Raw genomic sequence first — 25,594 nt, forward strand, 5'->3', positions numbered from 1 at the left:
CAACTGTGGGTGCACGGGAGCACACTCGAAGGAGCAACCGGTGACCACCGGCCGCGCACTCTGAGAGGAACAGCACCATGGCATTTGCAGGAAAAGTCGCGATCGTGACCGGCGGCGGTTCGGGAATCGGCGAGGCGATCTCGAAGGAGCTCGCCGCCAACGGCGTCCAGGTGGTCGTCTCCGACATCAACCTCGAGGGCGCGAAGCGAGTGGTCGCCGAGATCGAGGCGGCCGGCGGCACCGCCTCGCCGTTCGAGGCGAACACCGCCGTCGCAGAGGACAGCGTCCGCACGGTCGAGCATGCCGTTGCCACCTACGGCAAGCTCAACTACGCCGTGAACAACGCCGGCATCGGCGGCAAGGCGGCCCCCGCCGCTGACGTCGAGGTCGACGACTGGGACCGCGTCATCAACATCAACCTCAACGGAGTGCTGTACGGGCTCCGCGCGCAGATCCCCGCGATCCTCGAGGCTGGCGCCGAAGAGGGAGCCATCGTCAACATGGCCTCCATCCACGGAACGGTCGCGGCGATCGGCAGCGGCGCCTACACGGCGTCCAAGCACGCGGTTGTCGGCATCACGAAGAACTCGGCTGCCGAGTACGGCCCGCAGGGGCTGCGGATCAATGCCGTCGGCCCCGGGTACATCTCCACGCCGCTGCTCGAGAAGCACCTCAGCGAGGAGCAGCTCGAAGCCCTCGTCGCGAAGCACCCGCTGGGGCGACTCGGCAAGGCGGAAGAGGTCGCGAACCTCACCACCTACCTGCTCTCCGACAAGGCGAGCTTCATGACGGGCTCCTACGTGCTCGTCGACGGCGGCTACACGGCCGTCTAGCGCCGGCTGGCGGGCTCAGCGCAGCCCGGCTCGCGTTCCAAGAGTCAGCCAGATGCACGCTCCCAACACCGGGAGGGTGCATCTGGCTGACTCCTGCGCTTGGTGGGTGGATGCGGTAGGGCGCGAGAGTAGGCTGCGGGGCGGCGTCCGCGTCCGGCGCTGCTTCTCCGCCAGGGCCTGCTATTTCTCCGCGAGGGCCTGGCGGATGCGCTTCAGCGAGACCGTCTCAGCCGTGCCGAGCTGCTGCGCGAAGAGACTCACGCGGAACTCCTCGAGCATCCACCTCGCCTGGACGACGGACGCCGGGGCGGAACGGTTCGCGGGGAACGTGCCGCCCGCCTCCGTGTACAGGGCAGTCGCCTGCTCCACCTGCATGAGGCCGGCCCGCTCGATGCTGGAGTGGCTGAGCACCCGCTCCAGGCGGTAGGTGAGCGCCCGCAGGTAGCGGGGGAGATGCGCAAGCCGCGTGACGCCGGTCTTCGACACGAAGCCAGGGTAGACGAGCGCCTGCAGCTGCGAGCGGGCGTCGGAGAGCGATGGCAGCACCGAGATGTGGTTCGCCGTCTTGAGCGCCTTGTTGGCCTCGCGGAAGCGGTCGAGGACCTCGGAGACGAGCTTCGTCTGCGCGAACATGCGGTCGAGCAGGGTCGCGTTGAACGTCTCGCGCAGCTCGTCGAACGCGGCGCGCGTGCGCACGGGGCCGCCATGTTCCTGGCTATACGCGGCAACCGCATCCTGGGCGAGGGCCGCGACGATGTCGCCGAAGAGCGCGGGAGTCGAGTGGTATGGGCTCGTCGCGAGAGCCAGCTTCTCCTTCGCCGTCAGGTGCTCCTGCACGTAGCTCGCAGGGGAGGGCACCGACGCGACGAGGAGGGCAGCCACACCAATGGGATGCTCGCGCGCCTGGTCCTCTGGCGTCGTCACGAGGCGCAGGTCGATGCTCCCCTTGACGACGGCGAGCGACGGGTAGGCGCGGATCACGCCGTGCTTGCGCTTGATGTCGATGAGCTCGGGGATCTCGTCGAGCGGCCACTCGGTGAGGCCGTGCTGGTCGTACCGGAGCTCCGCGGTCGACGCGCTCTGCGCGGGCACCGAACCGGCCTCGCGTACGCCGTTCCCGGGACGGGCGGGCGCCGCGACCTGCTGCGTCGCACGCAGCACCGACGCCTCCGATGCCTTCTTGAGTTCCTCCTGCAGCGCCTTGAGGTCCTCTCCCGTGCCGAGCTCGCGGCCGCGGTCGTCGAGCACTCGGAAGCGAACCCGAAGGTGCGAGGGGACACGGCTCCAGTCGAACTCGCTCACATCGAAGCGGATGCCCGCCTGCCGCTGCATGATCTGCCGCAGCGCGTCGTCGAAGTCGCCAGGAACCCCCTGGCCGAGGTCTGGCCTCGCCTCGCCGAGCTCGCCGAGGAGCTTGTCGGCCCAGTCCGCGGAGGGCACGAAGTTGCGGCGGGTGGCCTTCGGCAGCGACTTCAGGAGCGCGATGACCAGCTCCCGGCGCATGCCGGGCACCTGCCAGTCGAAGCCGCGGTCGTCGAGGCGCGATAGCAGAGGCAGCGGGATGTTGACCGTCACACCGTCGTCGGGCGCACCCGGGTCGAAGCGGTACCGGAGGCGGAGGCGCTGGTCGCCCTGCTTCCACTCGGTGGGGAACCCGGCACCCTGCTCGTCTGGGTCTGCGTGCTCCTCGCCGAGCACATCCGCCCTCGTCATGGTGAGCAGCTGCGGCGTCTGCTGCTGCGCGCCCTGCCACCACTTCTCGAACGTGGACTGCGAGACGACGTCCCTCGGGAGGCGCTCGTCGTAGAACTCGAAGACGGCGTCCTCGTCGTCGGTGTAGGCGCCGCGCGAACGGGTGCGCTCCTCGAGGTCGGCGAGGCTCTTGCGCAGCGCCCGGTTCTTGGAGTCGAAGCTGTGGCGCCCGTTCCAGTCGCCCTCGACGAGGGCGTGGCGGATGAACAGGTCGCGCGACCAGGCCGGGTCGATCTTCGAGAACTGCACGGTGCGTCCGCGGACGATGGGCACGCCGTAGAGGGTCACCCGCTCGATGGCGACGGCGGAACCCTGCTTCTTCTCCCAGTGCGGGTCGGAGTGGTTGCGCTTCGCGAGGGAGCCCGCGAGCACCTCCGCCCAGGCTGGGTCGATCTTCGCGACGGTGCGCGCGAAGAGGCGGCTCGTCTCGACGAGCTCCGCCGCCATGACGACATCCGGCTGCTTCTTCGCCTTCGCGAGCCCGGAGCCGGGGAAGATCTGGAACCGGGTGCCGCGCGCTCCCGCGTAGTCGCGCTTCAGCTCGTCGCGGATGCCGATGTGGCTGAGGAGCCCGGCGAGCATCGAGCGGTGGATGGCGTCGGCGAGGGCACCGGGCTCTTGCACCTGCCCGGCGGCGGGCCGCTGCACCTTCAAGCCGATGGGGCCGGCGAGCTGGCGGAGCTGACGGAACACGTCCTGCCACTCGCGGAAGCGGACGAAGTTGATGAACTCGTCGCGGCACTTGCGACGGAACGCGCTCGAGCCGAGCTCGTGGCTCTGCTCCTCGAGGTAGTTCCACAGGTTCACGAGCGTGAGGAAGTCGCTGGACGGGTCGCGGAACCGCGCGTGCAGCTCGTCGGCCTTCTGTCGTTTCTCGAGCGGACGCTCGCGGATGTCCTGCACCGTCATGCCGGCGACGATGATGAGGATCTCGCGGCTCACGTCGTGCTGCTTCGACTCGATGACCATGCGGCCGAATCGGGGGTCGATGGGGAGGCGGGCGAGGCTGCGGCCCGTCTTCGTGAGGCGCAGCTGGCTGTCCTTCCCGTGGCTGGCCTTGCCCGGTTCGACGGCCCCGAGCTCGCTGAGGAGGTCGGTGCCGTCCTTGATGCCGCGCGCGTCCGGCGGCTGCAGGAACGGGAACTCGGAGAGGGCCCCGAGGCCCAGCTCGAGCATCTGCAGGAGCACGCTCGCGAGGTTCGTGCGGAGGATCTCGGGTTCGGTGAACTCGGGGCGGCGATCGAAGTCGGCCTCCGAGTAGAGGCGGATGGCGACGCCAGCAGAGGTGCGGCCGGCGCGGCCCGAACGCTGCTTCGCGGACGCCTGCGAGATCGCCTCGATGGGGAGGCGCTGCACCTTCGCGCGCGTCGAGTAGCGGGAGATGCGCGCCGTCCCCGTGTCGATGACGGCGACGATGCCTGGCACCGTGAGGCTCGTCTCGGCGACGTTCGTCGCGAGCACCACGCGCCGGCGCACGCCGGGCGGACGCTTCGACTCGAACACGCGGTGCTGCTCCGCGGAGGAGAGGCGGCCGAAGAGCGGGAGGACCTCGGTCGACTCCGGGCGAGCGTCGCGCGCGACGTGGGCGCGGATCGCGTCCTGCGCGTCCCGGATCTCCTGCTCGCCGGACAGGAACACGAGCACGTCGCCGGGCAGGTCGCGGTCGAGCTCGTCGAGCGCGTCCACGATGCCCTCGAACATGTCCCGCTCCGGTGTCTGCGGGGCGGCGTCCTCGTCCTCGTCGCCGGGGAGCGGTGCGTCGGCGACGAGCGGCCGGTAGCGGACGTCGACGGGGAAGGTGCGGCCCGAGACCTCGATCATCGGGGCGTCGTTGAAGTGCTTCGAGAACGACTCGGGGTCGATCGTCGCCGACGTGATGATGACCTTCAGGTCGGGTCGCTTCGGGAGGAGCGTCTTCAGGTAGCCGAGGAGGAAGTCGATGTTGAGGCTGCGCTCGTGCGCCTCGTCGATGATGATCGTGTCGTACTTGCGCAGCAGGCGGTCGCGGTGGATCTCGTTGAGGAGGATGCCGTCGGTCATGAGCTTCACGCGCGTCTCGGCCGACACCTCGTCGGTGAAGCGCACCTGGTAGCCGACGAGCCCGCCGATGTCGCCGCCGAGCTCATCCGCGATCCGCTCCGCGATCGTGCGGGCGGCGATGCGTCGAGGCTGCGTGTGCCCGATCATCTGCCTGCCGAGCTCGAGGCAGATCTTCGGCAGCTGCGTCGTCTTGCCCGACCCGGTCTCGCCCGCGACGATGACCACCTGGTTGCCGGCGATGGCGTCGCGGATCTCGTCCCGCATCTGGCTGACGGGCAGCTCCGGCGGGTAGGAGATCTCGAGGGGAGTCGTAGTCATGAGCATTACAGTCTATTGCCGTGTCCGGTCAGCGCGGAACCAGTTCCGCTTGCTAGAACAGTGGGATGACCGCATTGCAGATCCCCAACGTTTCCCTCAACGACGGCACCAGCATTCCCCAGCTCGGCTTCGGCGTCTTCAAGGTCGACCCGGCAGAGACCGAGCGCATCGTGTCCGACGCCCTCGAGGTCGGCTACCGCCACATCGACACCGCCAAGATCTACGGCAACGAGGAGGGCGTGGGCAGGGCTATCGCGAAGTCCGGCATCCCGCGCGACGAGCTCTACGTGACCACGAAGCTCTGGAACGACGAGCAGGGCCGCGACACGCCCCGCGCGGCGATCGACGCGAGCCTCGAGCGCCTCGGCCTCGAGAAGGCCGACCTCTACCTCATCCACTGGCCGACGCCGAAGCAGAACACGTACGTCGAGAGCTGGGAGGCGCTCGTCGAGCTGCAGCAGGCCGGCCTGACCACGTCGATCGGCGTGTGCAACTTCTTCGAGTCGCACCTGCGCGACATCATCTCGGCAACCGGCGTGAAGCCGGTCGTCAACCAGATCGAGCAGCACCCGATCTTCCAGCAGCCGGAGCTCGACGCCTACCTGCAGGCCGAGGACATCAAGACCGAAGCGTGGGGACCGCTTGGACAGGCCAAGTACCCGCTCTTCGAGCTGGAGCCCGTGAAGGCGGCAGCGGACGCACACGGCAAGACGCCCGCGCAGGTCGTCATCCGCTGGCACCTCCAGAAGGGCAACATCGTCTTCCCGAAGACCACGTCGCGTGAGCGCATGGTCGAGAACGCTCAGGTCTTCGACTTCGAGCTGTCGGGCGCCGAGTACGACGCCATCACGGCACTCGAGCGCGGCGAAGAGGGACGCGTCGCGGCGCACCCCAACGAAGTGAACTAGCTTCCAGCAGCTGCTGGGACGGCCGGCGCCCCAGAGGGTGCCGGCCGTCTCGTCATTGGCGCGGTCGGACGGGGCGCAGAGGGTTGCGATCACGGCGCCGTCGGGCCTGTCAAGCGAAGTCTTCGCGCAGTTCGACGAAGATAGCGTCGGTGCATGAGTTCCTCCGCACCAACCCGTCGCACGCTCGAGCGCATCGCGCGGGAGCGGTTCGGGTGGGAGTCGCTGCTCCCTGGTCAAGGCGAGGCGATCCGCTCTGCGGCTGCGGGGCGCGACACGCTGCTCGTGCTCGCGACAGGTGGCGGGAAGTCAGCGGTCTACCAGGTCGCGGGCGCCGCGCGCGGCGGCATCGTTCTCGTCATCTCGCCGCTCATCGCCCTCCAGGCAGACCAGCGCGCATCGATCGAAGCCGCCCCGGACGCCCCGGATGTCGTCGCCATCAACTCGTCACGGGGCGCCGCCGCGGTGGCCCGCGCCTGGGAACGGATCGACGCGGGCGGGTCGTTGTACGTGCTCCTCGCACCAGAGCAGCTCGCGAACGAGGACAACGTCGCCCGCCTCGCGGCGCAGGACGTTGCTCTGCTCGTCGTGGATGAGGCGCACTGCGTCTCCTCGTGGGGGCACGATTTCCGGCCCGACTACCTGAGGCTCGGCGACGTGCGATCAGAGCTCGGCGACCCGCCGGTGCTCGCGATGACCGCGACGGCGTCGAAGCCGGTGAGGGCGGACATCATCGAGCGGCTGCGGATGCAGGATCCTGACGTGCAGGTGCACGGCGTCGATCGACCCGAGATCCGACTCGCAGTCCAGCGCCATGAGAGCGAGGACGACAAGCGGGCCGCGATCGTCGACGAAGCGCGCAGCTGGACCGCCCCCGGTCTCGTCTACGTGGCCTCGCGCAAGGAGACGGAGTCGTATGCGGCCGAGCTCGCCGCGGAAGGGCGGGAGGTTGCCGCCTACCACGCCGGCCTCAAGGTCGCAGAGCGCCGAGCGGTGCAGGACCGGTGGCGGGACGGTGAACTCGATGTCGTCGTCGCGACGTCCGCGTTCGGCATGGGCATCGACCGGGGTGACGTGCGCTTCGTGCTCCACGCGGCGACGACGGAGTCGCTCGACGCCTACTACCAGGAGGTCGGCCGCGCGGGGCGGGACGGCGAGCCCGCGACGGCCGTGCTGCACTACCGCGTCGAGGACCTCGCGCTGCGGCGCTTCTTCGCGAAGCGCTCGCTCGACAAGGCCGGGCTGCGCAAGCTGTGGCGCGCCATCACGCGCACGCCAGGTGCGAGCATCCGGGACCTCTCCGAGGCCGTCGGTCAGCCCGCAAGAACCGTCGCGAGGCTCGTCAATCAGCTCGTGGATGCCGAACTCGTCGAGACGACCGGGGGCGTGCATCCGCTGCGCAAGACCCGAGTCGATGCCGTGGTGAAGGCCGTCAAGGAGGCGTCCGCCGCCCGGGAGCGAATCGCCGAGTCGCGATTGGCGATGATGCGCGCCTACGCGGAGGGGACCCAGTGCCGCCGTCGCGTGCTGCTCGACTACTTCGGGGTCGAGGGGCCGGATTGGTGCGGGAACTGCGACGGCTGCGAGCGGCGCGAGGACATGTCAGACGCCCAGGCAGACAGCGTGCCGGCGGACGCGCCGCTCGACGTCGACGAGTCCGTCGAGCACAGTGAGTGGGGAGCAGGCACGGTCATCAGCGTGGAAGAGGACCGGGCGACGATCTTCTTCGAGACGGAGGGCTACAAGGTCGTCGCACTCGCGGCGCTCGACACGAACGTGCTGCGCCAGGTCGCGGACGCCACCGCGTAGTCGACGCCTCTTTCGCACGCTTTCTCCCACCCACGGGATGCTCCCAGCGTACCCACGGGATACGGAGGGACTTCGGATGGCTCGCTCAAGGAGGCGTCCTAGCCTCGCACGATGACGAATTCAAAGACTCGCAAGTTTGCAGGGCTCAGTGGACTCGCCGCGGTCGGCGCGCTCGCGGGAGCGCTCTTCGCCGCCACCCCCGCCAGCGCCGCCGGGTCGGCCTACTACGCCTTCGAGACCCAGGCGGAGTGCGTGACGAAGTGGGGAGCCGTCGTCGGCGGCTCCGTCGGCACCGGATCGAACGTGTACATCGGGCCGAACGCCTGCTCGCAGGACACGACGGGCACGTTCGCGGGCATGTACCGCCTCTACGTCGCCTACCCGTAAGCCGACTGTGGGGCGGCGCTGTGCGGCGGCGCTGTGCGGCGGCGCTGCGGCGTGGCCATGCAGCGCCGCGGCTACGCCAACCGGCCGGCGATCAAAGCGAGCTCGGCCACTGATCCGTCGGCGATGACACGGACATGCTCCGTGATCGCCTCGAGGGGCCAGTCCCACCAGGCAGTATCGAGGAGCGTCTGGACGTCATCGTCATCGAAGCGGCGACGGATGAGCGTCGCCGGGTTGCCGCCGACGATGCCGTAGTCGGGCACATCCTTCGTCACGACGGATCCCGTGGAGACGATCGCCCCGTCGCCGATGCGCACCCCCGGCATGATGGTGACGTCCCCGCCGATCCAGACGTCGTTGCCGACGACCGTGTCGCCGCGGCTCGGCAGGTCGCTGACGAGGTCGACGTGCTGCCCCCAGGCTCCGCCCATGATGGGGAACGGATACGTGGACGGCCCAGACATGCGATGGTTGCCGCCGTTCATGATGAACCGCACGCCGGAGGCGATCGCGCAGAACTTCCCGATGACGAGACGCTCAGGCCCGTAATGGTGCAGCACGTTGCGCGTCTCGAACGCTGCGGGGTCGTCGGGGTCGTCGTAGTACGTGAAGTCTCCGACGCTGATGAGCGGGCTGGTGACGAGCGGCTTCAGGAGGATGACCCGCTCCTGCCCCTCGATCGGATGCAGCGTGCTGGGGTCAGGGGGAGACGCGGGTTCATTCACCGACCCAGTGTAGAACCGCGCCATTCTCGGCCTGTGGCGCGCATCCCGAACCGCGCGGCCACGGAATAGCAATCGCGGCAGCCTCGTTGCACCCCTGATGACCTCGAACTCGAACAGCACCACCAACGCACCGAGGACCGCGCTTGTTGTGGGCGCCTCCGGGATCACCGGCTCCGCCCTCGTTGATCGCCTGAGCAAGGACGGTTGGGAGGTCCTCGCCTTCTCCCGCCGCGCCGTGACGAGCGGCACCGTGCGGGGCATCGCCGCCGACCTCCGCGACCCGGCGAGCCTGCGCGCTGCGCTCGCGGAGGAACGCCCCACGCACGTGTTCTTCACCGCCTGGCAGCGACAGGCGACGGAGGCGGAGAACATCGCCGTGAACGGCGCCATGGTCCGTGACCTGCTCGCGGCGCTCGACGACGCCCCCGTGGAGCACGTCGCCCTGGTCACCGGTCTCAAGCACTACCTGGGCCCATTCGAGGCCTACGCCGCGGGCGAGATGCCCGACACCCCGTTCCGTGAGGAATCCGAGCGGCTCGACACCCCGAACTTCTACTACGCGCAGGAAGACGAGCTCTTCGCCGCTGCCGCCCGCCAGCAGTTCACGTGGTCGGTGCATCGATCGCACACCGTCATCGGGCATGCCGTCGGCAACGCAATGAACATGGGCCTGACGATCGCCGTGCAGGCCACGATCGCGAAGCACCTCGGCGTGCCCTTCGTGTTCCCCGGAAGCGCGGCGCAGTGGAACGGCCTCACCGACATGACCGACGCTGGGGTCCTCGCCGAGCAGATGGTGTGGGCGTCGACGGAGCCGGCAGGCCGCAACGAGGCGTTCAACATCGTCAACGGGGACATCTTCCGTTGGCGGTGGATGTGGCCTCGCCTCGCCGAGATGCTCGGCGTCCCCGCCGAGCAGGTCGTCGGGTTCGACGGGCAGGCGCGCCCGCTCGAGGAGCAGATGGCGCAGCTCGAGCAGCACTGGCCGGCCATCGCGGCCGAGCACGGGCTCGTCGAGGCGGACATCTCGCGGCTCGCATCCTGGTGGCACACCGACGCCGACCTCGGACGCGAGATGGAGGTCGTCACCGACATGGGCAAGAGCCGCGCCGCCGGCTTCCTCAGCTTCCGCCGAACCGACCAGGCCTTCGCCGACCTCTTCGCGCGCTACCGCGCCGACCGCCTCATCCCCTGACCGAATCCCCTGACCGCATCCCGGCTCGGCCCGCTCGGTAGGAGGGGGCAGCTGGGTCGCTTTCCCCCTCCGGACGGTTCCGCGCACGGGCACCCTGGCCGTCCTGGGTCACTTTCGCTCCATCGGATGGCGCCTCCAGGGCTGCCTGGGTCGCTCTGCCCCTGCGGATGGCCCGGCCGGGGTCGCCTGGGACACCTGGGTCACTTTCGCCCCTGCGGATGGCCCGGCCTGGATCGCCTGGGACACCTGGGTCACTTTCGCCCCTGCGGATGGCCCGGCCTGGGTCGCCTGGGACACCTGGGTCACTTTCGCCCCTGCGGATGGCGCGGCCTGGGCCGCCTGGGCCACCTGGGTCACTTTCGCCCCTACGGATGGCGCCTCCAGGGCTGCCTGGGTCGCTCTGCCCCTGCGGATGGCCCGGCCTGGGCCATTTGGGTCACTTTTCTCCCTCCGGACGGCTCCGCACGGGGTGAAAGTGACCCAAATGAGGCCTTGGCCCTGTGGCCCTTCCGCGCTGCCGGGTCACCGGGACAGCGCCGCACGCAACCGCGCGAGGAAGACGGCGGCGTCCGGAAACAGGTCAGCGTGGGTGACGCGGATCACGCGCCATCCGGCTGCGATCAGCGCCTCGGTGCGCGTTATGTCGCGTCGGAACTGCGCGGGACTCAGGTGGCCTTCGCCCTCGTACTCGACGATGACGCGCTGGGCTCGAAAGACGAGGTCGCCTCGTGCCAGGAAGCGTCCGCCCGCGTGGATATCGGCGTTGACGGCCGGTTCCTCGAAGCCCGCATCCACGATGAGACAGCGAAGCCAGCTCTCCGGCGGGGAGGCGACGTGCTCCCGAAGGCGCGGCAGTACGCTGCGCAGGACCGAGCAGCCGCGGAGTCGGCCCCAGCGCTCGACGGCGTCCTCCAAGCTCGAGAGCGGTGTCATCGAGCCGGACGAAACCCGCCCCGGGTAGCGGTCGAAGTCGCTGATCATCGCGTCGCCGACCGTGATCAGCTCCGTCTCGCTGAACGAGCTCCCCAGCAGAGCGAAGAGCAGCGGCGCGGGAACCACTCGGACCCCGTCGATGAGGTCCGCCTCCCAGAGCTCATCCCGGATGCGCCGCGCACGGACGCCCGCCGCTCGTGGTCTCGAGGCCGACTGCCTGCAAAGCACATCGACGGTCGTGGAGCGATGGCGCCGCGGTACCGGCAACCCGTAGGCGTGCAGCGCGGAGGGCCCGCTCAGCGCCTGGCCGCCGCGAAGTCGCGGCCCGAAGCGGAGGACCTGCTCCCTGGTGTCGTGTGCGGGCTCCGTCGCTCGCACTCCGCGGTACGGACGAGCGAGGCTCTGCCTGGCAAGGGCTTTCTTCGTGAGACCCGCGGCGTTCCCCTCCGCGATCCCGAACGCGCGGTCTCTGAGCTCCTCGGGGATCGGGATGCGCGCGGCCATGCCGGAAACCTACGCGCGTGGGCGTCGTCCCGCGGAAGTTCTCCACAGCCCCCGATGCCCGCCGCACCCAGCGCCCGCCGCTTCCGCTGACCGCTGCATCCGCTAACCGCTGCTTCCGCTTCCGCTTCCGCTTCCGCTTCCGCTTCTGCTTCCGCTTCTGCTTCCGCTTCTGCTTCCGCTTCTGCTTCCGCTTCTGCTTCCGCTTCGGCTCCCGGTGTCGCTGCGGCTGGTCAGGAGGTCAGTTTGCGCCCATATTGAGCCGTTTGATGGGGGGAAAGTGGCCCATCTGGCGCGGGGCCGTGCGTGCGGGGATGCGCGCGGCTGGGTCGGAAGCCTACGCACGTGGGCGTCGTCCCGCGGAAGTTCTTCACTGCCGGGCGTATCCGCGGCCGCTCCCGCTGCTGCTGCGGCTGGTTAGGAGGTCAGTTTGAGCCCATGTTGAGCGGTCTGATGGGGGGAAAGTGGCCCATCTGGCGCGGGGCCGTGCGTGCGGGGATGCGCGCGGCTGGGTCGGAAGCCTACGCACGTGGGCGTCGTCCCGCGGAAGTTCTTCACTGCCGGGCGTATCCGCGGCCGCTCCCGCGGCCGCTCCCGCTGCTGCTGCGGCTGGTCAGAAGGTCAGTTTGCGCCCATGTTGAGCGGTCTGATGGGGGGAAAGTGGCCCATCTGGCGCGGGGCAGGGCGCGCGGGATCGTGCGGGCGTGCGGGCGTGCGGGGCTTGCGGGGCCGCGGGCGCGCGGGGCTGCGGCGCGCGCACGCCCGCCGCGGCGCGGCGCGGCTACCGCCAGCTGGGCAGCCAGTGCGTGAGCGACCAGTAGGAGGTGGAGATCATCTGGCCGGTCCACACGGGCCAGAAGAGCACGGAGACGAGCGCCATGATGACGAGCAGCACCCCGACCGCGGAGACGCCGATGGTCCTCGAGGGGCGCGGGGTCTCGCGGTCGCCGGCGATGGTCTGGATGACCACGAGGGAGGCGAGGATCATGAACGGCAGGAACGCGATCGCGTAGAAGTGGAAGACGGCCTGGCGCTCGAGGTACGCGAGCCACGGGAAGTAGCCGGCTCCGTAGCCGACGAGGATCGCGAAGTACTGCCATTTCGGGCGCAGGAAGCACATGATGATGAGGAACAGGATCGACACGGTGCCGAACCAGAAGATGATGGGGTTCGAGATCGACGTGATCGCCTCGACGCACTGTCCGACATCGCAGGATGAGCCGTCGCCCGCCTCCGAGTAGACGTAGCTGAACGCGGTGGGGCGGATGAGGAACGGCCATTCCTGCGGCCCCGACTGGTATGGATGCTCGGCGCTGAGTCCGCGGTGGAAGTTGTACGCCTCGACCTGGTAGTGCCAGAGGCTCTGCAGGGGCAGCGGCACCCACGAGAGCAGTCCGGTCCACGCGTTGCCCGCCTCCTCGGCCCAGCCGCGGTAGAAGCCGCCTGTGGTGGTGAGCCAGCGGGTCCAGGTCGCGAGGTAGGTGAGGGCTGCGAGCGGCACGGTCAGGAGGAACGACACGGGGCCCTGCATGAGGATCGCGGCGGAGCCCCAGAAGGTCACGCCGAGCCGCTTCCGCTCGATCATGTCCACGACGAGTGTGTAGACGCAGAACGCGGCGAGGAAGTAGAGGCCAGACCATTTCACGGCCGATGCGGCGCCGAGGGTGACGGCCGCAGCCATGAGCCAGGGCCGCCACCAGAGGCGGGGTCCCCAGTCGGGTCCGACGGGCTTCACGTCGGGCGCGCGCGAGGTGGTCGTGGCCTTGGTCGGAATCGGCTCGCCGTCGAGGCCTTCCTCCGCGCGCCAGGCCATGATCTTCGTGCGCAGCTTCCGCTGCTGGTCCTCGCGGTCGAGGAGCACGAAGAGGAAGGCGAGCAGCACGAAGAACATGAGGATGCCGTCGAGGATCCCGACGCGCGACATGACGATCGCGTGCCCGTCGATGGCGAGCATCCCGGCACCGATCGTGGCGAGCACGGGCGAGCGGAACAGCTTCTTGGCGATGACCCAGAGGAGCGGCACTGCGAGGGTGCCGAGCAGGGCGACGGCGAACCGCCAGCCGAAGGGGTTGTCGGCACCGAACACGAGCATCCCGAGCCCGATGAGGTACTTCCCGAGGGGCGGATGCACGACGTACGAAGGGTCGGTTGTGTACCCGTTCGGGTCTCCTGCGTTGAACGCGTCGTTCGGGTTCTCGGGCCACTCCGCCTCGTAGCCGAGGTTGAGGAGGGTCCACGCGTCTTTCACGTAGAACGTCTCGTCGAAGATCAGGAAGTGCGCGCCGCCGAGATTCCAGAACCGGAGGACGGCGGCGAGGAGGGTGACGACGCCGAGGAGGATCCACTCGGTGCGCACTCGCAGCCTGGGGGTGCTCGTGACTCGCGCCCAGAGGTCGTCGAACACCGAGCCGCGCGCCACCGGGGCCGCTGGGGTCTTCGCCGCCGGCACGGCAGGGGCAGCGGATGCGGTCACCGTGCCGCTCGTCGCCGTCGCGGGGGCCGTCGTCGCGGACGACTCGGCCGCCTCGTCTGGTGTTCCCGTGTCTGCTTGCTCGCTCACCCAAGCAATCGTAGGGGCCGCGGGGCGAGCGCGTGGGAGGATCGCAGCCATGATCATCCTGGCCGGCACCCCCATCGGGAACCTCGGCGACGCTTCGGCGCGCCTCATCGACACGTTCAAGAACGCCACCCTGGTGGCGTGCGAGGACACCCGTTCGACGGCGAAGCTGCTCGGGATGCTGGGCGTCGAGAACCGCCCGCGGCTCGTCGCCCTCCATGAGCACAATGAGGACGAGCTCGCGAAGACCATCGTCGAGCAGGCGCGCGAGGCCGATGTGGTGCTCGTCAGCGACGCCGGCATGCCGGGAATCTCCGACCCGGGCTACCCGATCGTGGCGCTCGCGGCGAAGGAGGGAGTGACGGTGACGAGCGTGCCAGGGCCGAGCGCGGTCATCACGGCGCTCGCGATCTCGGGGCTGCCGACCGACCGCTTCACGTTCGACGGCTTCCTGCCTCGCAAGGCGGGGGAGCGGGAGACGTTCCTGCGCTCGCTCTCGACCGAGCCGCGCACGGTGGTCCTGTTCGAGTCGCCGCACCGCCTGGCGCGCACGCTCGCCGACATGGCCGCGATCTGGCCGGCCGATCGTCGCATCGCCGTCTGCCGGGAGCTGACGAAGCTCTACGAGGAGGTCAGGCGAGGAACCGCGGCGGAGCTGGTTCCGTGGGCGGAGGAGGGGGTGCGCGGCGAGATCGTGATCGTCGTGGAGGGTGCGGCCCCCGCGGTCGTCGATGAGGCTGGGGCCCAGGCGATGGTCGCGGAGCTCGTGGCGGGCGGGATGCGCCTGAAGGACGCGGCAGCACAGGTCGCCTCCGAGACGGGCATGAGCAAGCGAGACCTCTACCAGGGCCAGCTCGCGAAATAGTGGGCCGGGGGTGTCTCTCAGGAGCACCTCGCGTCGTAACAGTCCCCGGCCGACAATAGGATGATCCCTATGGCTTCCGGCGAATCGTTCTACATCACGACACCGATCTTCTACGTCAACGACGTCCCCCACATCGGTCACGCGTACACGGAGGTCGCTGTCGACGCGCTCGCCAGGTGGCACCGTCAGCGTGGCGACACCACGTGGCTGCTCACGGGCACCGATGAGCACGGTCAGAAGATCATGCGCTCGGCCCTCGCGAACAACGTCACCCCGCAGGCGTGGGCCGACAAGCTCGTCAACGAGGCGTGGAAGCCCATGCTGGAGACGCTCAACATCTCGAACGACGACTTCATCCGCACGACGGACGAGCGCCACGAGACTCGTGTGCAGCGCTTCCTGCAGAAGCTCAACGACGCCGGTTTCATCTACGACGCCGAGTTCGAGGCGCTCTACTGCGTGGGTTGCGAGGAGTTCAAGCCGGAGTCCGAGATCGTCGCCGGCACCGGCCAGTACGAGGGCGAGAAGGTCTGCGCCATCCACTCCAAGCCGCTCGAGCTGCTGCAGGAGCAGAACTACTTCTTCAAGCTCAGCGAGTTCCAGGACCGCCTGCTTGCGCTCTACGAGGAGAACCCGGAGTTCATCCAGCCGTCGTCGGCGCGCAACGAGGTCATCTCGTTCGTGCGCTCGGGGCTCCGCGACCTGTCGATCTCGCGCACCACGTTCGACTGGGGCGTGAAGGTCCCGTGGGACGAGTCGCACGTCGTCTACGTGTGGTTCGACGCGCTCCTCAACTACATCACTGCCATCGGCTACGGCGACGACGAGTCGGAGCTCGAGAAGTTCTGGCCGGCGCACCACATCGTCGGCAAAGACATCCTGCGCTTCCACGCTGTCATCTGGCCGGCGATGCTCATGGCCGCAGGCCTGCAGGTTCCGGCCGGCATCTTCGCGCACGGCTGGCTGCTCGTGGGCGGCGAGAAGATGTCGAAGTCGAAGCTGACGGGCATCGCGCCGACGGAGATCACCGACGTCTTCGGGTCCGACGCGTTCCGCTACTACTTCCTGCGCGCCATCCACTTCGGGCAGGACGGCTCGTTCTCGTGGGAGGACCTGTCGGCTCGCTACCAGGCTGAGCTCGCGAACGGGTTCGGAAACCTCGCGTCGCGGGTCATCGCGATGGTGAACAAGTACTTCGACGGGGTCGTCCCGGAGCAGTCCACGATGCTCGAGTCGGAGCAGGTCATCATCGACCTCGCGACCGAGGTCGCGGCGAAGGCCGACGAGGCGATGCTGGCGTTCGACATCGATGGCGCTCTCGCGCACATCTGGCGGCTCGTGGATGCGCTCAACGGGTACATCACGGAGCAGGAGCCGTGGGCGCTCTCCAAGCAGGGCGATGAGGGCCGTGCGCGCCTCGCCGCGGTGCTCGAGGTCACGACTCGCTGCCTCGGCCACCTGGCCGTGCTGCTCAACCCGTTCGTCCCGATCGCGGCCGAGAAGCTGTGGTTCGCGATCGGCGGCAACGGCGAGCTCGCCTCCACCCGCATCGACAACGCCTACGCGCTTGTCGGCTCGCGGCCGCTGAGCGAGCTGCCACCGCTCTTCCCGCGCATCGAGCAGGAAGTCCAGCGCTAGCGGTGACCGATTCCCAGCACGACGCCGGGGCCCAGGACGCCGGGGCGCGGGGTGACGCCGAGAGGCTGCGCCGCCGCTCGGCGACCAGCGAGTCCGGGCACACGCGCATCCTCGCGTACCCGCCGTACCCCGAGGCGCTTGCCGTGCCCTGCTACGACAACCACACGCACCTCGAGATCGAGGATGGCGAGGAGGACGAGCGCCTGACGCTCGACGAGCACCTCGCCGCCGCGGTCGCAGCGGGCGTCAAGGGCGTCGTGCAGGTCGGCAACGACGTGCCGTCGAGCCGCTGGTCGGCGCACGTCGCGGCGACCCACGAACGGGTGCTCGCGGCGGTCGCGCTGCACCCGAACGTCGTGCCGGAGCTCGCCGCTGCTGGCACCCTCGAGGATGCGATCGCCGAGATCGACCGCCTCGCGGCCGAGCCCCGCGTGCGGGCCATCGGCGAGACGGGGCTCGATTACTTCCGCACGCCGGAGAAGGCCGACCAGCTGCTCCAGGTCGAGGCGTTCGAGCGGCACATCGGGCTCGCGAAGAAGCACGGCCTCGCCATGCAGATCCATGACCGTGATGCGCACGACGACGTCATCTCGACCCTCAAGCGGGTCGGCGCCCCGGAGCGCACGGTCTTCCACTGCTTCTCCGGCGACGCGGACATGGCGCGCATCGCGGCGGCGGAGGGCTGGTACCTCTCGTTCGCGGGCACGGTCACGTTCAAGAACGCCGCTTCCCTGCGGGAGGCCCTGTCGGTGACGCCGATCGAGCGCATCCTCGTGGAGACGGATGCTCCGTTCCTCACGCCGGTGCCCTTCCGTGGCCGCCCCAACGCGCCGTACCTCATCCCGGTCACCCTGCGGGCGATGGCCGAGCATCTGGGGATCGCGGTGGATGAGCTGAGCGCCAAGGTCGCCTCGAACACCGAGGCCGTCTACGGCAGCTGGCAGCAGGCCCCGGGCCAAGGCGACCATGCCCGTGACCTCACCTCCGACGAGAGAGAGACCGCATGAGCGTCAGCCTGCTCGGCGCCAACGAGATCCGCGAGCTCGCGGCCGAGCTCGATGTGACGCCCACGAAGAAGCTCGGACAGAACTTCGTGCACGACCCGGGAACGGTGCGGCGCATCGTGCAGACCGCGAAGGTCCGTTCGGGGGAGCACATCCTCGAGGTCGGGCCCGGCCTCGGCTCGCTCACGCTCGGTCTCCTCGAGACGGGGGCGAGCGTCACGGCCATCGAGATCGACGAGCGCCTCGCCGCCCGACTCCCGCAGACGGTGGAGGAGCACGCGCCTGGCGCGCATCTCGACGTGATCGTCTCCGACGCCCTCCAGGTTCAGGACGTGCCGGGAGAGCCGGTCGCGCTCGTCGCGAACCTGCCGTACAACGTGTCGGTGCCGGTGCTGCTGCACCTCCTCGAGCGGTTGCCGTCGCTGCAGCGCGGGGTGGTCATGGTGCAGGCCGAGGTGGGGGAGCGCATCGTCGCCGGACCCGGCTCGAAGGTGTACGGCTCGCCGAGCGTGAAGGCCGCCTGGTACGGCACATGGTCGAGTGCGGGCCTCGTGGGCCGCAAGGTGTTCTGGCCGGTGCCGAACGTCGACTCCATCCTCATCTCCTACACGGAACGTGCTGAGCCGCGCGGCTCGGAGGAGCTGCGTCGCAAGGTGTTCCGAATCGTGGATGCTGCGTTCGGTCAGCGCCGCAAGATGCTGCGCCAGGCGCTGTCGCCGTTACTCGGCGAGAACGCGGCGGCGACCTCGCTTGTGCTCGAGGCGTCCGGCATCGACCCCACCGCCCGCGGCGAGACGGTCGGCATCGAAGACTACGTGCGGCTCGCGGCGGCCTGGACTCCCGAAGACTGAGCCCGGCGAGGGGCAAGCGGCCCCTCGCGACTCCATCGGGTCGGGGAACGCCGAGGAACACCTGGGGACGCCTGGGAGTCCGGTGCGCACCGTCGAGCCGACTGGGGCAGACTAGCGTCGGGCACCACAACGAGGTCGGTGCCCGCACAGTGTGGCGAGGGAGCGGTCATGGGCGACACATCGGCAGCCCATCGCGATCCTGAGGCGCCTCCGCGTCGTGCGCGCACCATCACGATCGTCGCCATCGTGGTCGTTCTTGTCCTCGCCGCTGGCTGGGTTGTCCTCGCGTTCACGGACGAGTCGGACACCTCGCCGACGGATGCGGTGAGCGAGTCGACGCTGCCCGGCTACCCCACGCGGGGTCCCCGAGCCGATCTCGACGACCAGCGTGCGCTTGTGGCCGCCGCCGACCTCTGGAGGGCCGACGGCGCGGACGACGTGACCGACAGGGCCGACGTGACGGGCGGGAGCGACGGCATCGAGATCCCGGAGGGACAGGTGATCGAGCTGCTCTGGGCCGGCGATGTCGACTCTCTTTCGCTCGGTTCGGTGCCGGGCCTCCGCAGCTCGTTCTCGGCTCGCCTCGTGATCCTCCGCTCCGACAACGCGGTCGCGGCCCTTGCTCGTCCGCTCGACGGTGCCGGCAGCGACGACGACACGGCGTTCACGATGCTCGGGGCGTCCTCGATCACCACGAGCCGCTATGAGCGCGGGTTCACGGTCGCGCGGGGCGTGCTGCTCTTCCATGAGCGGATGCAGCGCGGGATGTCGCTCGAGACGGCGACCTTCTCCACCGAGACGGCACCCGCGCTGAGCGAGACGCCGACCTCCGACGGGCTCCTTCTCCTGTCTGCCAGGGCGCTGCTGCGCATCCCGGACGCGGGAGGCACGGCTGCAGCGGACGTCTACGCGGGGTTCGCCTACGTGCATCCCAGTTCGGGGCTCACGATGCTGCAGACCGAGGATGCAGACCGGGACTGGACTGCGGTCACCGATCCCAAGCGTGGCAACGCTCGCTTCGCGGCGCTCTCGCGCGGCATCATCACCGCCCGAGACGCACAGCACGGGTACCGGCTGCGGGCATCCATCCTCGACGATCAGCCGCTGCCCTCCGGTGAACGGCTCGCGCTCGCCTCGGTCTCCCACCTGGAGAGCCAGGGCCGCGGCTCTGGGGTCCTCTGGGCGGCGATCATCGCCGTGCGCGGCAACGAGGACCCGATCGTGCTCGGTGCGGGGGACGTCGCGAGACCGGTGAACGGCGCACCGCAGCTGCCTGTCATCGCGGCCAGGTGGGTCCGAGATGACGGTGTGGACGTGCTCGTCGTCGCGGGCACCCGCGAGATCACCTCGTTCGACATCGCTGCGTCTGGCGGCACGACCAGCTTCGCCGGCTCTGGCGGTGTCGTCGACCGCTCGCGCCTCGCCCTGACCTGGGAGGACGAGGCCGGGAACGCGGTCAGCCGACCGGCGCTCGTGGTCATCGGGATGTCGGGGGCCGGGCCGGTGCCGTCACTAGAGCCGATCAGCTGAACGGTGAGCTAACCGGCGAGCTCGAGGGTGAGCGCGAAGATCTGCGTCCAGCTCTCCTCACCGTGCTCGAGCTCGGGCCGACGCTCGAAGCCGAGCTGCTCCAGCAGGCGCTGCATGGCAACGTTCTCCTCCGGCACGTAGGTGTCGATTCCGGCTGCGAGGTGCAGGTCCGCCCAGGTGATGGCGGCCCTCGTCACGCGGGTCCCGATGCCGGTTCCGCGCACGTCCGGGGCAACCCAGAGCTCGTCGAACACGAGCTCGGAACCGACGGCGTCGAGGGGGCCGGAGAGCACCGCGCTCGCGACGACTCGTGTGCCGTCGAAGGGAATCGCGTGGAACTCCACGCGGCCGCTGCCCGCTCGGGTGGTGGTCACACGGACGGCGTTGCCGATCGACGTGTGCAGCCCGAGGCTCATTGCAGGACCGGCCTGCCTGTCTCGACGCGCTGCTGGCACATGAAGTTCAGGCCTGTTGTCGTGTGTGTCATCTTCATGCTCCTTCCACGGTCGGGGCTGTGCGGTCCGCTCCAGTGGGAGGCGGGCTGCTGCTCATTGGTGGGTACCGTACGCCTCACTTCACGAGGCTCGCACCCAGTGTTGCGCCAGAAGTCCTCCCGGGGCGGCAGGTGAAGCGTCGACATCCAGGCGGCGACGTGCGCTTCCTAGTCTTCGAGGCATGACTCACGAGAACCCGCCGTTTGCCATCGCCGTCGAAGCGGGCAGCGAGGGCGTCAGCCCACAGCGAATCCGCGCAGCGATCGCCGCGCTCGAGCGCTTCGGCGTGACCATCGCCACGTTCGAGGACACGGGTTTCCGCGACCTCGCGACGACGGCTCCGCGGCTGGACGCCATCGAGCAGGCCGCGTTCGCCGCCCCGCTCTCCGGGGCGACCGGCCTCGTGCCACTCATCCGGGTCTCGGCGGTCGAGCCGTTCCACCTCGCGACGCAGCTCGCGACGCTCGACTACGCGTCGCACGGCAGGGCAGGGTGGATCGGCGACGTCGACGGCAGCGAGGTCGAAGCGGCCGCGTTCGACCGGCCCCCGCTCGATGGGCCTGAGGCCCGCCGCACTGAACTCGACGACACCATCGAAGTGCTCGGCAGGCTCTGGGACTCCTGGGAGGACGCCGCCGTCATCCGCGATGTCGAGACCGGCCGCTACCTCGACCGCGACAAGCTCCACTACGCCGATTTCGAGGGCGCTCGCTTCAGCGTGAAGGGCCCGTCCATCATCCCGCGCCCGCACCAGGGACTGCTCCCGACGTTCGCGCCCTACGGCTCGGCGGCACCCGAGCTCGTCGACGTCGCACTCATCCGCGAGCGCACGGTCCTCGAGGCGAGCGCCGCGGCCGGGCAGGCCGACTCCCAAGGCATCGCCCGCACGATCGTCGAGGTCTCGGTTGCGCTCGATGCGCCAGGACGCCCCGCGGCCGACCGGGCCGGTGCGCCCGCGGCCGACACGCAGGCGGCGGGGCGCATCCACTACTCCGGCGATGCGGTCGGTCTCATCGAGCTCATCACCGAGGTCGCGTCGTTCGCGAACGGCGTGCGCGTGCTGCCCGCGGACTTCGACGCGGATGTGCAGGAGCTCGGCCGCGCCGTGCTCCCAGCGCTGCGCCGCGCTGGCGTCTTCACCTCGCCGCGCGCCGGCGAGCACCTGCGCGACGCTCTCGGGCTCGCGCACCCCGTCAACCGCTACGCCGCCCAGGCTCTCTGAACGCGAAGGATCACGACGATGACACAGCACAGCACAGGCCCGACGCGGCCTGCCTCGGGAGCGGCGGACGCGGGCCAGATCCAGTTCGGCGTCTTCTTCCAGGGCGTGAACTCGACGACCATCTGGTCAAGCGAGCAGAGCGGATCGCAGACCGAGTTCGAGTCGTTCCGGCGCATCGCCCAGACCGCTGAACGCGGACTCTTCTCCGCCTTCTTCCTCGGTGAGGGGCTGCGGTTGCGCGAGCATCTCGGCAGGATCCACGACAACGACGTGGCGGGGCGACCGGATGGCATCACGCAGCTCGCCGCGCTCGCGCCCATCACCGAGAAGATCGGCCTCGTCGCCACGCAGAACACCACCTACAACGAGCCGGCCGACCTGGCCTACCGGCTCGCGAGCCTCGACCTCCTCAGCGAGGGGCGCGCGGCGTGGAACATCGTGACGACCGACAACGCGTGGACCGGCGCGAACTTCCGCCGCGGCGGTCACCTCGCGCATGAGCACCGCTACGACCGGGCGGCTGAGTTCGTGCGGGCAGCCAAGGAACTGTGGGCGAACCGGGGCCGCGTCGATTTCGATGGTGAGTTCATCCGCTTCGTCTCCGAGCGGGTCCTCCCGCAGAGCCCGCAGTCGCGACCCGTGCTGTTCCAGGCCGGCGACTCCAGCCAGGGGCGCGACTTCGGTGCCGAGCACGCCGATGTCATCTTCTCCGCCCACCCCGAGCTGGAGGGTGCGACGGCGTTCGCCGCCGATCTGCGCGAGCGGCTCACGAAGTTCGGCCGTGCACGCGACGAGCTCGCGTTCTTCCCCGGCGCGACGATCATCGTCGCCAGAACCCCCAAGGAGGCGGAGGAGAAAGCCCGCTGGGTGCGCGAGCACCAGATCTCGCCCTCGACGTCGCTTCGCTACCTCGAACAGTTCTGGGGCAAGGACCTCTCCCACCTCGACCCCGACGGTCCGCTGCCTGTGGAGGATCCGGTTGTGGCCGTCACCGACGGCACCCGCGGCAGCGCGTTCCAGAACGCGAAGGCGCTCGAGCTCGCGCAGCAGTGGCGGGAGAAGTCGGAGGCGCTCGGGCTGTCGATCCGCGAGTTCGTGATCCACCTCTCCTCGCAGCGTGGATTCGTCGGCGGCGTCGACGAGGTCGCAGACACACTCACCGAGCTGGCCCGCAGCGGAGCCGTGACGGGCATCAACCTGACCCCGTACCTCGTGCCCTCGGGGCTTGACGACATCGTCGACGAGCTCATCCCGGCGCTCCAGGAGCGCGGCTCCTACCGCACCGAGTACCCGGGAACGACGCTGCGCGAGAACCTCGGTCTGCCCGCCGTCGTCGGGGACCTGGTGCCAGCGAGCGTCTGAGCCGGGGCACCTCGGTGAAGGTGGGAAGACCTGACAAGAGGGGCCGCGTGAGCCCCTGCGGCCTGGCTCGTTACTCCGCGCAACGCTCCGGCGCGCGCCTCGGCCACCTTCCGCCGAGGATGGGGGAATGACTTCGCTTCGCGACGAGACCGTCACCCTCCTGCAGCAGCTCATCCGCGCCGAGACCGTCAACGACGGTGCGCTCGACTCGGGCAACGAGTGGCGGGCGGCGGCGGTCATCGAGGAGTTCTTCGCCGGCAGCGGCGTCGAGCTCGCGCGCGTCGAGCCGTTCCCCGGTCGTGTCTCCGTCGTGGCACGCCTCACGGGCAGTGACGCTGCTGCGGAATCGCTGGCCCTCGTCGGCCACACCGACGTCGTTCCCGTGAAGGCGAGCGACTGGGCGCATCCGCCGCATTCGGGCGAGCTCGTCGACGGCGAGGTCTGGGGGCGCGGTGCCGTCGACATGCTGTTCCTCACCGCCTCCTACGCGGTCATCTTCAAGCGCCTCGCGACAAGCGGCTTCGCCCCCACCGGCGACCTCGTGTTCGCGGCCGTCGCCGACGAGGAGCAGGGCAGTCGGGCGGGGGTCGGCTGGTTCTCCGAGCACGACTGGGCCACGATCGCCGCCGACAACGTGCTCACCGAGTGGGGAGGCGCGCGCCTCGGCGGCATCGGCAGCACCGCCATCACGGTGGGCGTCGGCGAGAAGGGGGCAGCCCCGCGGCGCATCGTCGTGCGCGGCGACGCGGCGCACGCCTCGGCTCCGTGGGGCCGATCGAACGCGGCCGTCACCCTCGCCAAGGTCATCGACCGCCTCCAGGCCGGCGCGCCGAAGCCCCGCATCAGCGAGCAGTGGATCGACACGCTCGCAGCCCTTGACCTTCCGACCGAGCTGAGCACGCGGCTCGCGCATCCCGACACCATCGACGAGGCCATCGACGAGCTCAGCGCGCACCCCGAGCTCGGCGATCTCGCCCCGTTTGTCCACGCCTGGACGCACACGACCGTCGCCGTCACCGTCGTCGACGCCGGGTCGAAGGTCAACGTCATCCCGGACAGCGGGTCGATCTCGCTCGACATCCGAGTGCTGCCAGGCGTGACCGAGGAGGACGTCGAGGCACACCTCGCTGCCGTGGCCGCCGAGTTCCCAGGCCTCGTGAGCGTCGAGGGGGAGTGGTTCTCGCCAGCGAACGAGTCGGCCACCACGACTCGCCTCTACGGGCAGATCGAAGAGGCCCTCGCCGAGTTCGTGCCAGGAGCGAAGCCCGCTCCGATCCTCGGGGTCGGCGGCTCCGATGCGCGCTTCTACCGGCTGCACGGCGCGAACGCCTTCGGGTTCGGGATCCTGAGCTCCGAGCTGACCTTCTCGGTCGCCCGCAACAGGTTCCACTCCGCGAACGAGCGGCTCGACCTCGAGTCCATCGACCTCACGGTGCGCGGCCTCGATCACGTCGTCCGAGGCTTCCTCTCGGCCTGACGCGCGCCTGACGCGCGCCTGACGCGCCAGTCGGTGCGTCCGTTCGGGGGCTCGGGCAAACTCGTGCACCCGCTTGACCTTGACGCAGCGTCAACTTCTACAGTCGTTCTCGAGCGGTTCGGATCTCCCGAGAACGGGGGAGCCGCTCACACGATCTGAGCGAGAGGACGCCCGCCATGGAATGGTCGATCGGCGAAGTCGCGAAGCGGTCGGGGGTGACGTCGCGGACGCTGCGCCACTACGAGAGCATCGGCCTGCTGCGGCCGAGCCGGACGGGCGCCAACGGCTACCGCTACTACGACGAGGGCGCGCTGGTTCGGTTGCAGCGCATCCTGCTCCTCCGCGAGCTGGGCGTTGGCCTGTCAGCGATCGGAGACGCCCTCGCCGGCCGCAGCGACGATGTCGGTGCGCTCGAGGCGCACCTCGGCTGGCTGCACGACGAGCGCGGCCGCCTCACGACGCAGATCGGATCGGTGCGTGCGACGCTCGCCGCACTCAAGGGAAAGGAACAGCTCATGCCCGAGCAGATGTTCGACGGATTCGACCACACGCAGTACAAGGACGAGGTCGAGGAGCGGTGGGGCGCCGAAGCCTCTGCCGAGAGCGACACGTGGTGGCGCGGCCTCGGCGCGGACGGCAAGAAGGGCTTCCTGAAGGAGCAGACGCAGATCCAGGATGCGTTCAGCGCGGCCCAGTCGGCGGGGCTCAGGCCTGGCAGCGACGAGGCGCAGGCGGCCGCCGCCCGCCAATTCGCGTGGATCAGTGACAGCTGGCAGGGCAAGTCCCCGACGGCCGAGCTGTTCACGAACCTCGGTGAGATGTACGTCACCGACGAGCGCTTCGCCAAGAACTACACGCGCGTCCACGCGACGGGCGCCGAGTTCGTGCGCGACGCGATGCGCATCTACGCCGAGCACACCCTCGACTAGCCGAGCTGCACTATCACCCAGATGAGCTGAACCCTCGGCTGGCTCGACACGACCAGCCGAGCTGCTCCCTCGACCAGCGGTGCACGCCCTGCGGAGCCTGCAGCCGGGGCGTCCCTGAGCGGACCAGCACCGGCATCCATCGCTCGAGTCGACCGAGTTCTCACAAACGTCAGCGAGATGCATCTTCGTAGCGACCGAAGCATGCATCTCGCTGACTCTTTTGCCTTTCAGCTTGTGGCTTTGGGGCCCGCGGGCCGTAGCTATGCG

Annotated in this window: 19 protein-coding genes; 14 read left to right on the plus strand and 5 right to left on the minus strand. The window is 69.4% G+C overall.

What is annotated here, in order from left to right; all coding sequences use genetic code 11:
- Positions 1-77: 77 nt before the first annotated feature.
- On the plus strand, positions 78-833 hold the full coding sequence (locus tag ITJ67_RS14300) for an SDR family NAD(P)-dependent oxidoreductase (protein WP_104241755.1): 756 nt from the start codon (positions 78-80) through the stop codon (positions 831-833).
- 180 nt (positions 834-1,013) lie between these two features.
- Here the strand turns inward: ITJ67_RS14300 and hrpA are convergent, their stop codons facing one another.
- The gene (gene hrpA, locus ITJ67_RS14305; protein WP_194678081.1) at positions 1,014-4,943 is read right to left on the minus strand and encodes an ATP-dependent RNA helicase HrpA; all 3,930 of its coding nucleotides are present in this window, start codon (positions 4,941-4,943) and stop codon (positions 1,014-1,016) included.
- Between the two features lie 74 nt (positions 4,944-5,017).
- Between hrpA and ITJ67_RS14310 the strand changes: the two genes are divergently transcribed.
- The 3 genes from ITJ67_RS14310 to ITJ67_RS14320 all read left to right on the plus strand — a co-directional run bounded on the left by ITJ67_RS14310 (position 5,018) and on the right by ITJ67_RS14320 (position 8,044).
- Positions 5,018-5,851, plus strand: coding sequence for an aldo/keto reductase (locus tag ITJ67_RS14310; protein WP_201297745.1), 834 nt, complete (start codon positions 5,018-5,020; stop codon positions 5,849-5,851).
- Between the two features lie 153 nt (positions 5,852-6,004).
- Positions 6,005-7,657, plus strand: coding sequence for a RecQ family ATP-dependent DNA helicase (locus ITJ67_RS14315; protein WP_194678082.1), 1,653 nt, complete (start codon positions 6,005-6,007; stop codon positions 7,655-7,657).
- Between the two features lie 111 nt (positions 7,658-7,768).
- Positions 7,769-8,044: a hypothetical protein gene (locus ITJ67_RS14320; protein WP_104332256.1), complete on the plus strand. Its 276-nt coding sequence runs from the start codon at positions 7,769-7,771 to the stop codon at positions 8,042-8,044.
- Between the two features lie 71 nt (positions 8,045-8,115).
- Here the strand turns inward: ITJ67_RS14320 and ITJ67_RS14325 are convergent, their stop codons facing one another.
- Positions 8,116-8,769 (minus strand): CatB-related O-acetyltransferase, encoded by a 654-nt coding sequence (locus ITJ67_RS14325; protein WP_323741470.1) that lies wholly within the window; start codon positions 8,767-8,769, stop codon positions 8,116-8,118.
- A gap of 97 nt (positions 8,770-8,866) precedes the next feature.
- Between ITJ67_RS14325 and ITJ67_RS14330 the strand changes: the two genes are divergently transcribed.
- Positions 8,867-9,964 carry an SDR family oxidoreductase gene (locus ITJ67_RS14330; RefSeq protein ID WP_194678084.1) on the plus strand — a complete coding sequence of 366 codons (1,098 nt, stop codon included), beginning with the start codon at positions 8,867-8,869 and terminating at the stop codon, positions 9,962-9,964.
- 522 nt (positions 9,965-10,486) lie between these two features.
- Here the strand turns inward: ITJ67_RS14330 and ITJ67_RS14335 are convergent.
- Together ITJ67_RS14335 and ITJ67_RS14340 are read right to left on the minus strand one after the other, a co-directional pair.
- Positions 10,487-11,401, minus strand: a complete 915-nt coding sequence (locus ITJ67_RS14335; RefSeq protein ID WP_160073303.1) for an endonuclease domain-containing protein — start codon at positions 11,399-11,401, stop codon at positions 10,487-10,489.
- A 778-nt stretch (positions 11,402-12,179) separates the two neighbouring features.
- On the minus strand, positions 12,180-13,958 hold the full coding sequence (locus tag ITJ67_RS14340; protein ID WP_323741471.1) for a dolichyl-phosphate-mannose--protein mannosyltransferase: 1,779 nt from the start codon (positions 13,956-13,958) through the stop codon (positions 12,180-12,182).
- 49 nt (positions 13,959-14,007) lie between these two features.
- On the opposite strand from ITJ67_RS14340, the gene rsmI reads away from it, so the two are divergent.
- From rsmI to ITJ67_RS14365, 5 genes are all read left to right on the plus strand, one after another.
- On the plus strand, positions 14,008-14,820 hold the full coding sequence (gene rsmI / locus ITJ67_RS14345; RefSeq protein WP_194678085.1) for a 16S rRNA (cytidine(1402)-2'-O)-methyltransferase: 813 nt from the start codon (positions 14,008-14,010) through the stop codon (positions 14,818-14,820).
- 69 nt (positions 14,821-14,889) lie between these two features.
- Positions 14,890-16,458 carry a methionine--tRNA ligase gene (gene metG / locus ITJ67_RS14350; RefSeq protein ID WP_104241737.1) on the plus strand — a complete coding sequence of 523 codons (1,569 nt, stop codon included), beginning with the start codon at positions 14,890-14,892 and terminating at the stop codon, positions 16,456-16,458.
- A 65-nt stretch (positions 16,459-16,523) separates the two neighbouring features.
- Positions 16,524-17,465 (plus strand): TatD family hydrolase, encoded by a 942-nt coding sequence (locus ITJ67_RS14355; RefSeq protein WP_194678109.1) that lies wholly within the window; start codon positions 16,524-16,526, stop codon positions 17,463-17,465.
- Complete coding sequence (gene rsmA, locus ITJ67_RS14360; RefSeq protein ID WP_194678086.1) at positions 17,462-18,313, plus strand: 16S rRNA (adenine(1518)-N(6)/adenine(1519)-N(6))-dimethyltransferase RsmA; 852 nt, start codon at positions 17,462-17,464, stop codon at positions 18,311-18,313. The genes ITJ67_RS14355 and rsmA overlap by 4 nt, the downstream gene beginning before the upstream one ends.
- Positions 18,314-18,481: 168 nt before the next feature.
- Positions 18,482-19,843, plus strand: coding sequence for a hypothetical protein (locus ITJ67_RS14365; RefSeq protein WP_194678087.1), 1,362 nt, complete (start codon positions 18,482-18,484; stop codon positions 19,841-19,843).
- 8 nt (positions 19,844-19,851) lie between these two features.
- Here ITJ67_RS14365 and ITJ67_RS14370 read toward each other — a convergent pair whose 3' ends face one another.
- On the minus strand, positions 19,852-20,259 hold the full coding sequence (locus ITJ67_RS14370) for a GNAT family N-acetyltransferase (protein WP_160073200.1): 408 nt from the start codon (positions 20,257-20,259) through the stop codon (positions 19,852-19,854).
- Between the two features lie 259 nt (positions 20,260-20,518).
- Here ITJ67_RS14370 and ITJ67_RS14375 point away from each other — a divergent pair, with 259 nt between their 5' ends.
- The 4 genes from ITJ67_RS14375 to ITJ67_RS14390 all read left to right on the plus strand — a co-directional run bounded on the left by ITJ67_RS14375 (position 20,519) and on the right by ITJ67_RS14390 (position 25,327).
- Positions 20,519-21,559 (plus strand): LLM class flavin-dependent oxidoreductase, encoded by a 1,041-nt coding sequence (locus ITJ67_RS14375; protein ID WP_194678088.1) that lies wholly within the window; start codon positions 20,519-20,521, stop codon positions 21,557-21,559.
- Between the two features lie 18 nt (positions 21,560-21,577).
- Positions 21,578-22,921 (plus strand): LLM class flavin-dependent oxidoreductase, encoded by a 1,344-nt coding sequence (locus ITJ67_RS14380; RefSeq protein ID WP_194678089.1) that lies wholly within the window; start codon positions 21,578-21,580, stop codon positions 22,919-22,921.
- A 127-nt stretch (positions 22,922-23,048) separates the two neighbouring features.
- Positions 23,049-24,398: a M20/M25/M40 family metallo-hydrolase gene (locus ITJ67_RS14385; RefSeq protein ID WP_194678090.1), complete on the plus strand. Its 1,350-nt coding sequence runs from the start codon at positions 23,049-23,051 to the stop codon at positions 24,396-24,398.
- Between the two features lie 176 nt (positions 24,399-24,574).
- On the plus strand, positions 24,575-25,327 hold the full coding sequence (locus ITJ67_RS14390) for a MerR family transcriptional regulator (RefSeq protein WP_194678091.1): 753 nt from the start codon (positions 24,575-24,577) through the stop codon (positions 25,325-25,327).
- Positions 25,328-25,594: the final 267 nt, after the last annotated feature.

Source organism: Pseudoclavibacter sp. VKM Ac-2867 (assembly GCF_015351275.1).
In the GTDB taxonomy this organism is placed as follows: Bacteria; Actinomycetota; Actinomycetes; order Actinomycetales; family Microbacteriaceae; genus Pseudoclavibacter.

Excerpts from the sequence above, each read along its gene's own strand:
- ITJ67_RS14385 (WP_194678090.1), top strand. The coding sequence starts at position 23,049 with ATGACTTCGCTTCGCGACGAGACCGTCACCCTCCTGCAGCAGCTCATC.
- metG (WP_104241737.1), top strand. The coding sequence starts at position 14,890 with ATGGCTTCCGGCGAATCGTTCTACATCACGACACCGATCTTCTACGTC.
- ITJ67_RS14380 (WP_194678089.1), top strand. The coding sequence starts at position 21,578 with ATGACACAGCACAGCACAGGCCCGACGCGGCCTGCCTCGGGAGCGGCG.
- ITJ67_RS14375 (WP_194678088.1), top strand. The coding sequence starts at position 20,519 with ATGACTCACGAGAACCCGCCGTTTGCCATCGCCGTCGAAGCGGGCAGC.
- ITJ67_RS14365 (WP_194678087.1), top strand. The coding sequence starts at position 18,482 with ATGGGCGACACATCGGCAGCCCATCGCGATCCTGAGGCGCCTCCGCGT.
- ITJ67_RS14320 (WP_104332256.1), top strand. The coding sequence starts at position 7,769 with ATGACGAATTCAAAGACTCGCAAGTTTGCAGGGCTCAGTGGACTCGCC.
- ITJ67_RS14370 (WP_160073200.1), bottom strand. The coding sequence starts at position 20,259 with ATGAGCCTCGGGCTGCACACGTCGATCGGCAACGCCGTCCGTGTGACC.
- hrpA (WP_194678081.1), bottom strand. The coding sequence starts at position 4,943 with ATGACTACGACTCCCCTCGAGATCTCCTACCCGCCGGAGCTGCCCGTC.
- ITJ67_RS14335 (WP_160073303.1), bottom strand. The coding sequence starts at position 11,401 with ATGGCCGCGCGCATCCCGATCCCCGAGGAGCTCAGAGACCGCGCGTTC.
- ITJ67_RS14300 (WP_104241755.1), top strand. The coding sequence starts at position 78 with ATGGCATTTGCAGGAAAAGTCGCGATCGTGACCGGCGGCGGTTCGGGA.
- rsmI (WP_194678085.1), top strand. The coding sequence starts at position 14,008 with ATGATCATCCTGGCCGGCACCCCCATCGGGAACCTCGGCGACGCTTCG.
- ITJ67_RS14390 (WP_194678091.1), top strand. The coding sequence starts at position 24,575 with ATGGAATGGTCGATCGGCGAAGTCGCGAAGCGGTCGGGGGTGACGTCG.
- rsmA (WP_194678086.1), top strand. The coding sequence starts at position 17,462 with ATGAGCGTCAGCCTGCTCGGCGCCAACGAGATCCGCGAGCTCGCGGCC.
- ITJ67_RS14315 (WP_194678082.1), top strand. The coding sequence starts at position 6,005 with ATGAGTTCCTCCGCACCAACCCGTCGCACGCTCGAGCGCATCGCGCGG.
- ITJ67_RS14330 (WP_194678084.1), top strand. The coding sequence starts at position 8,867 with ATGACCTCGAACTCGAACAGCACCACCAACGCACCGAGGACCGCGCTT.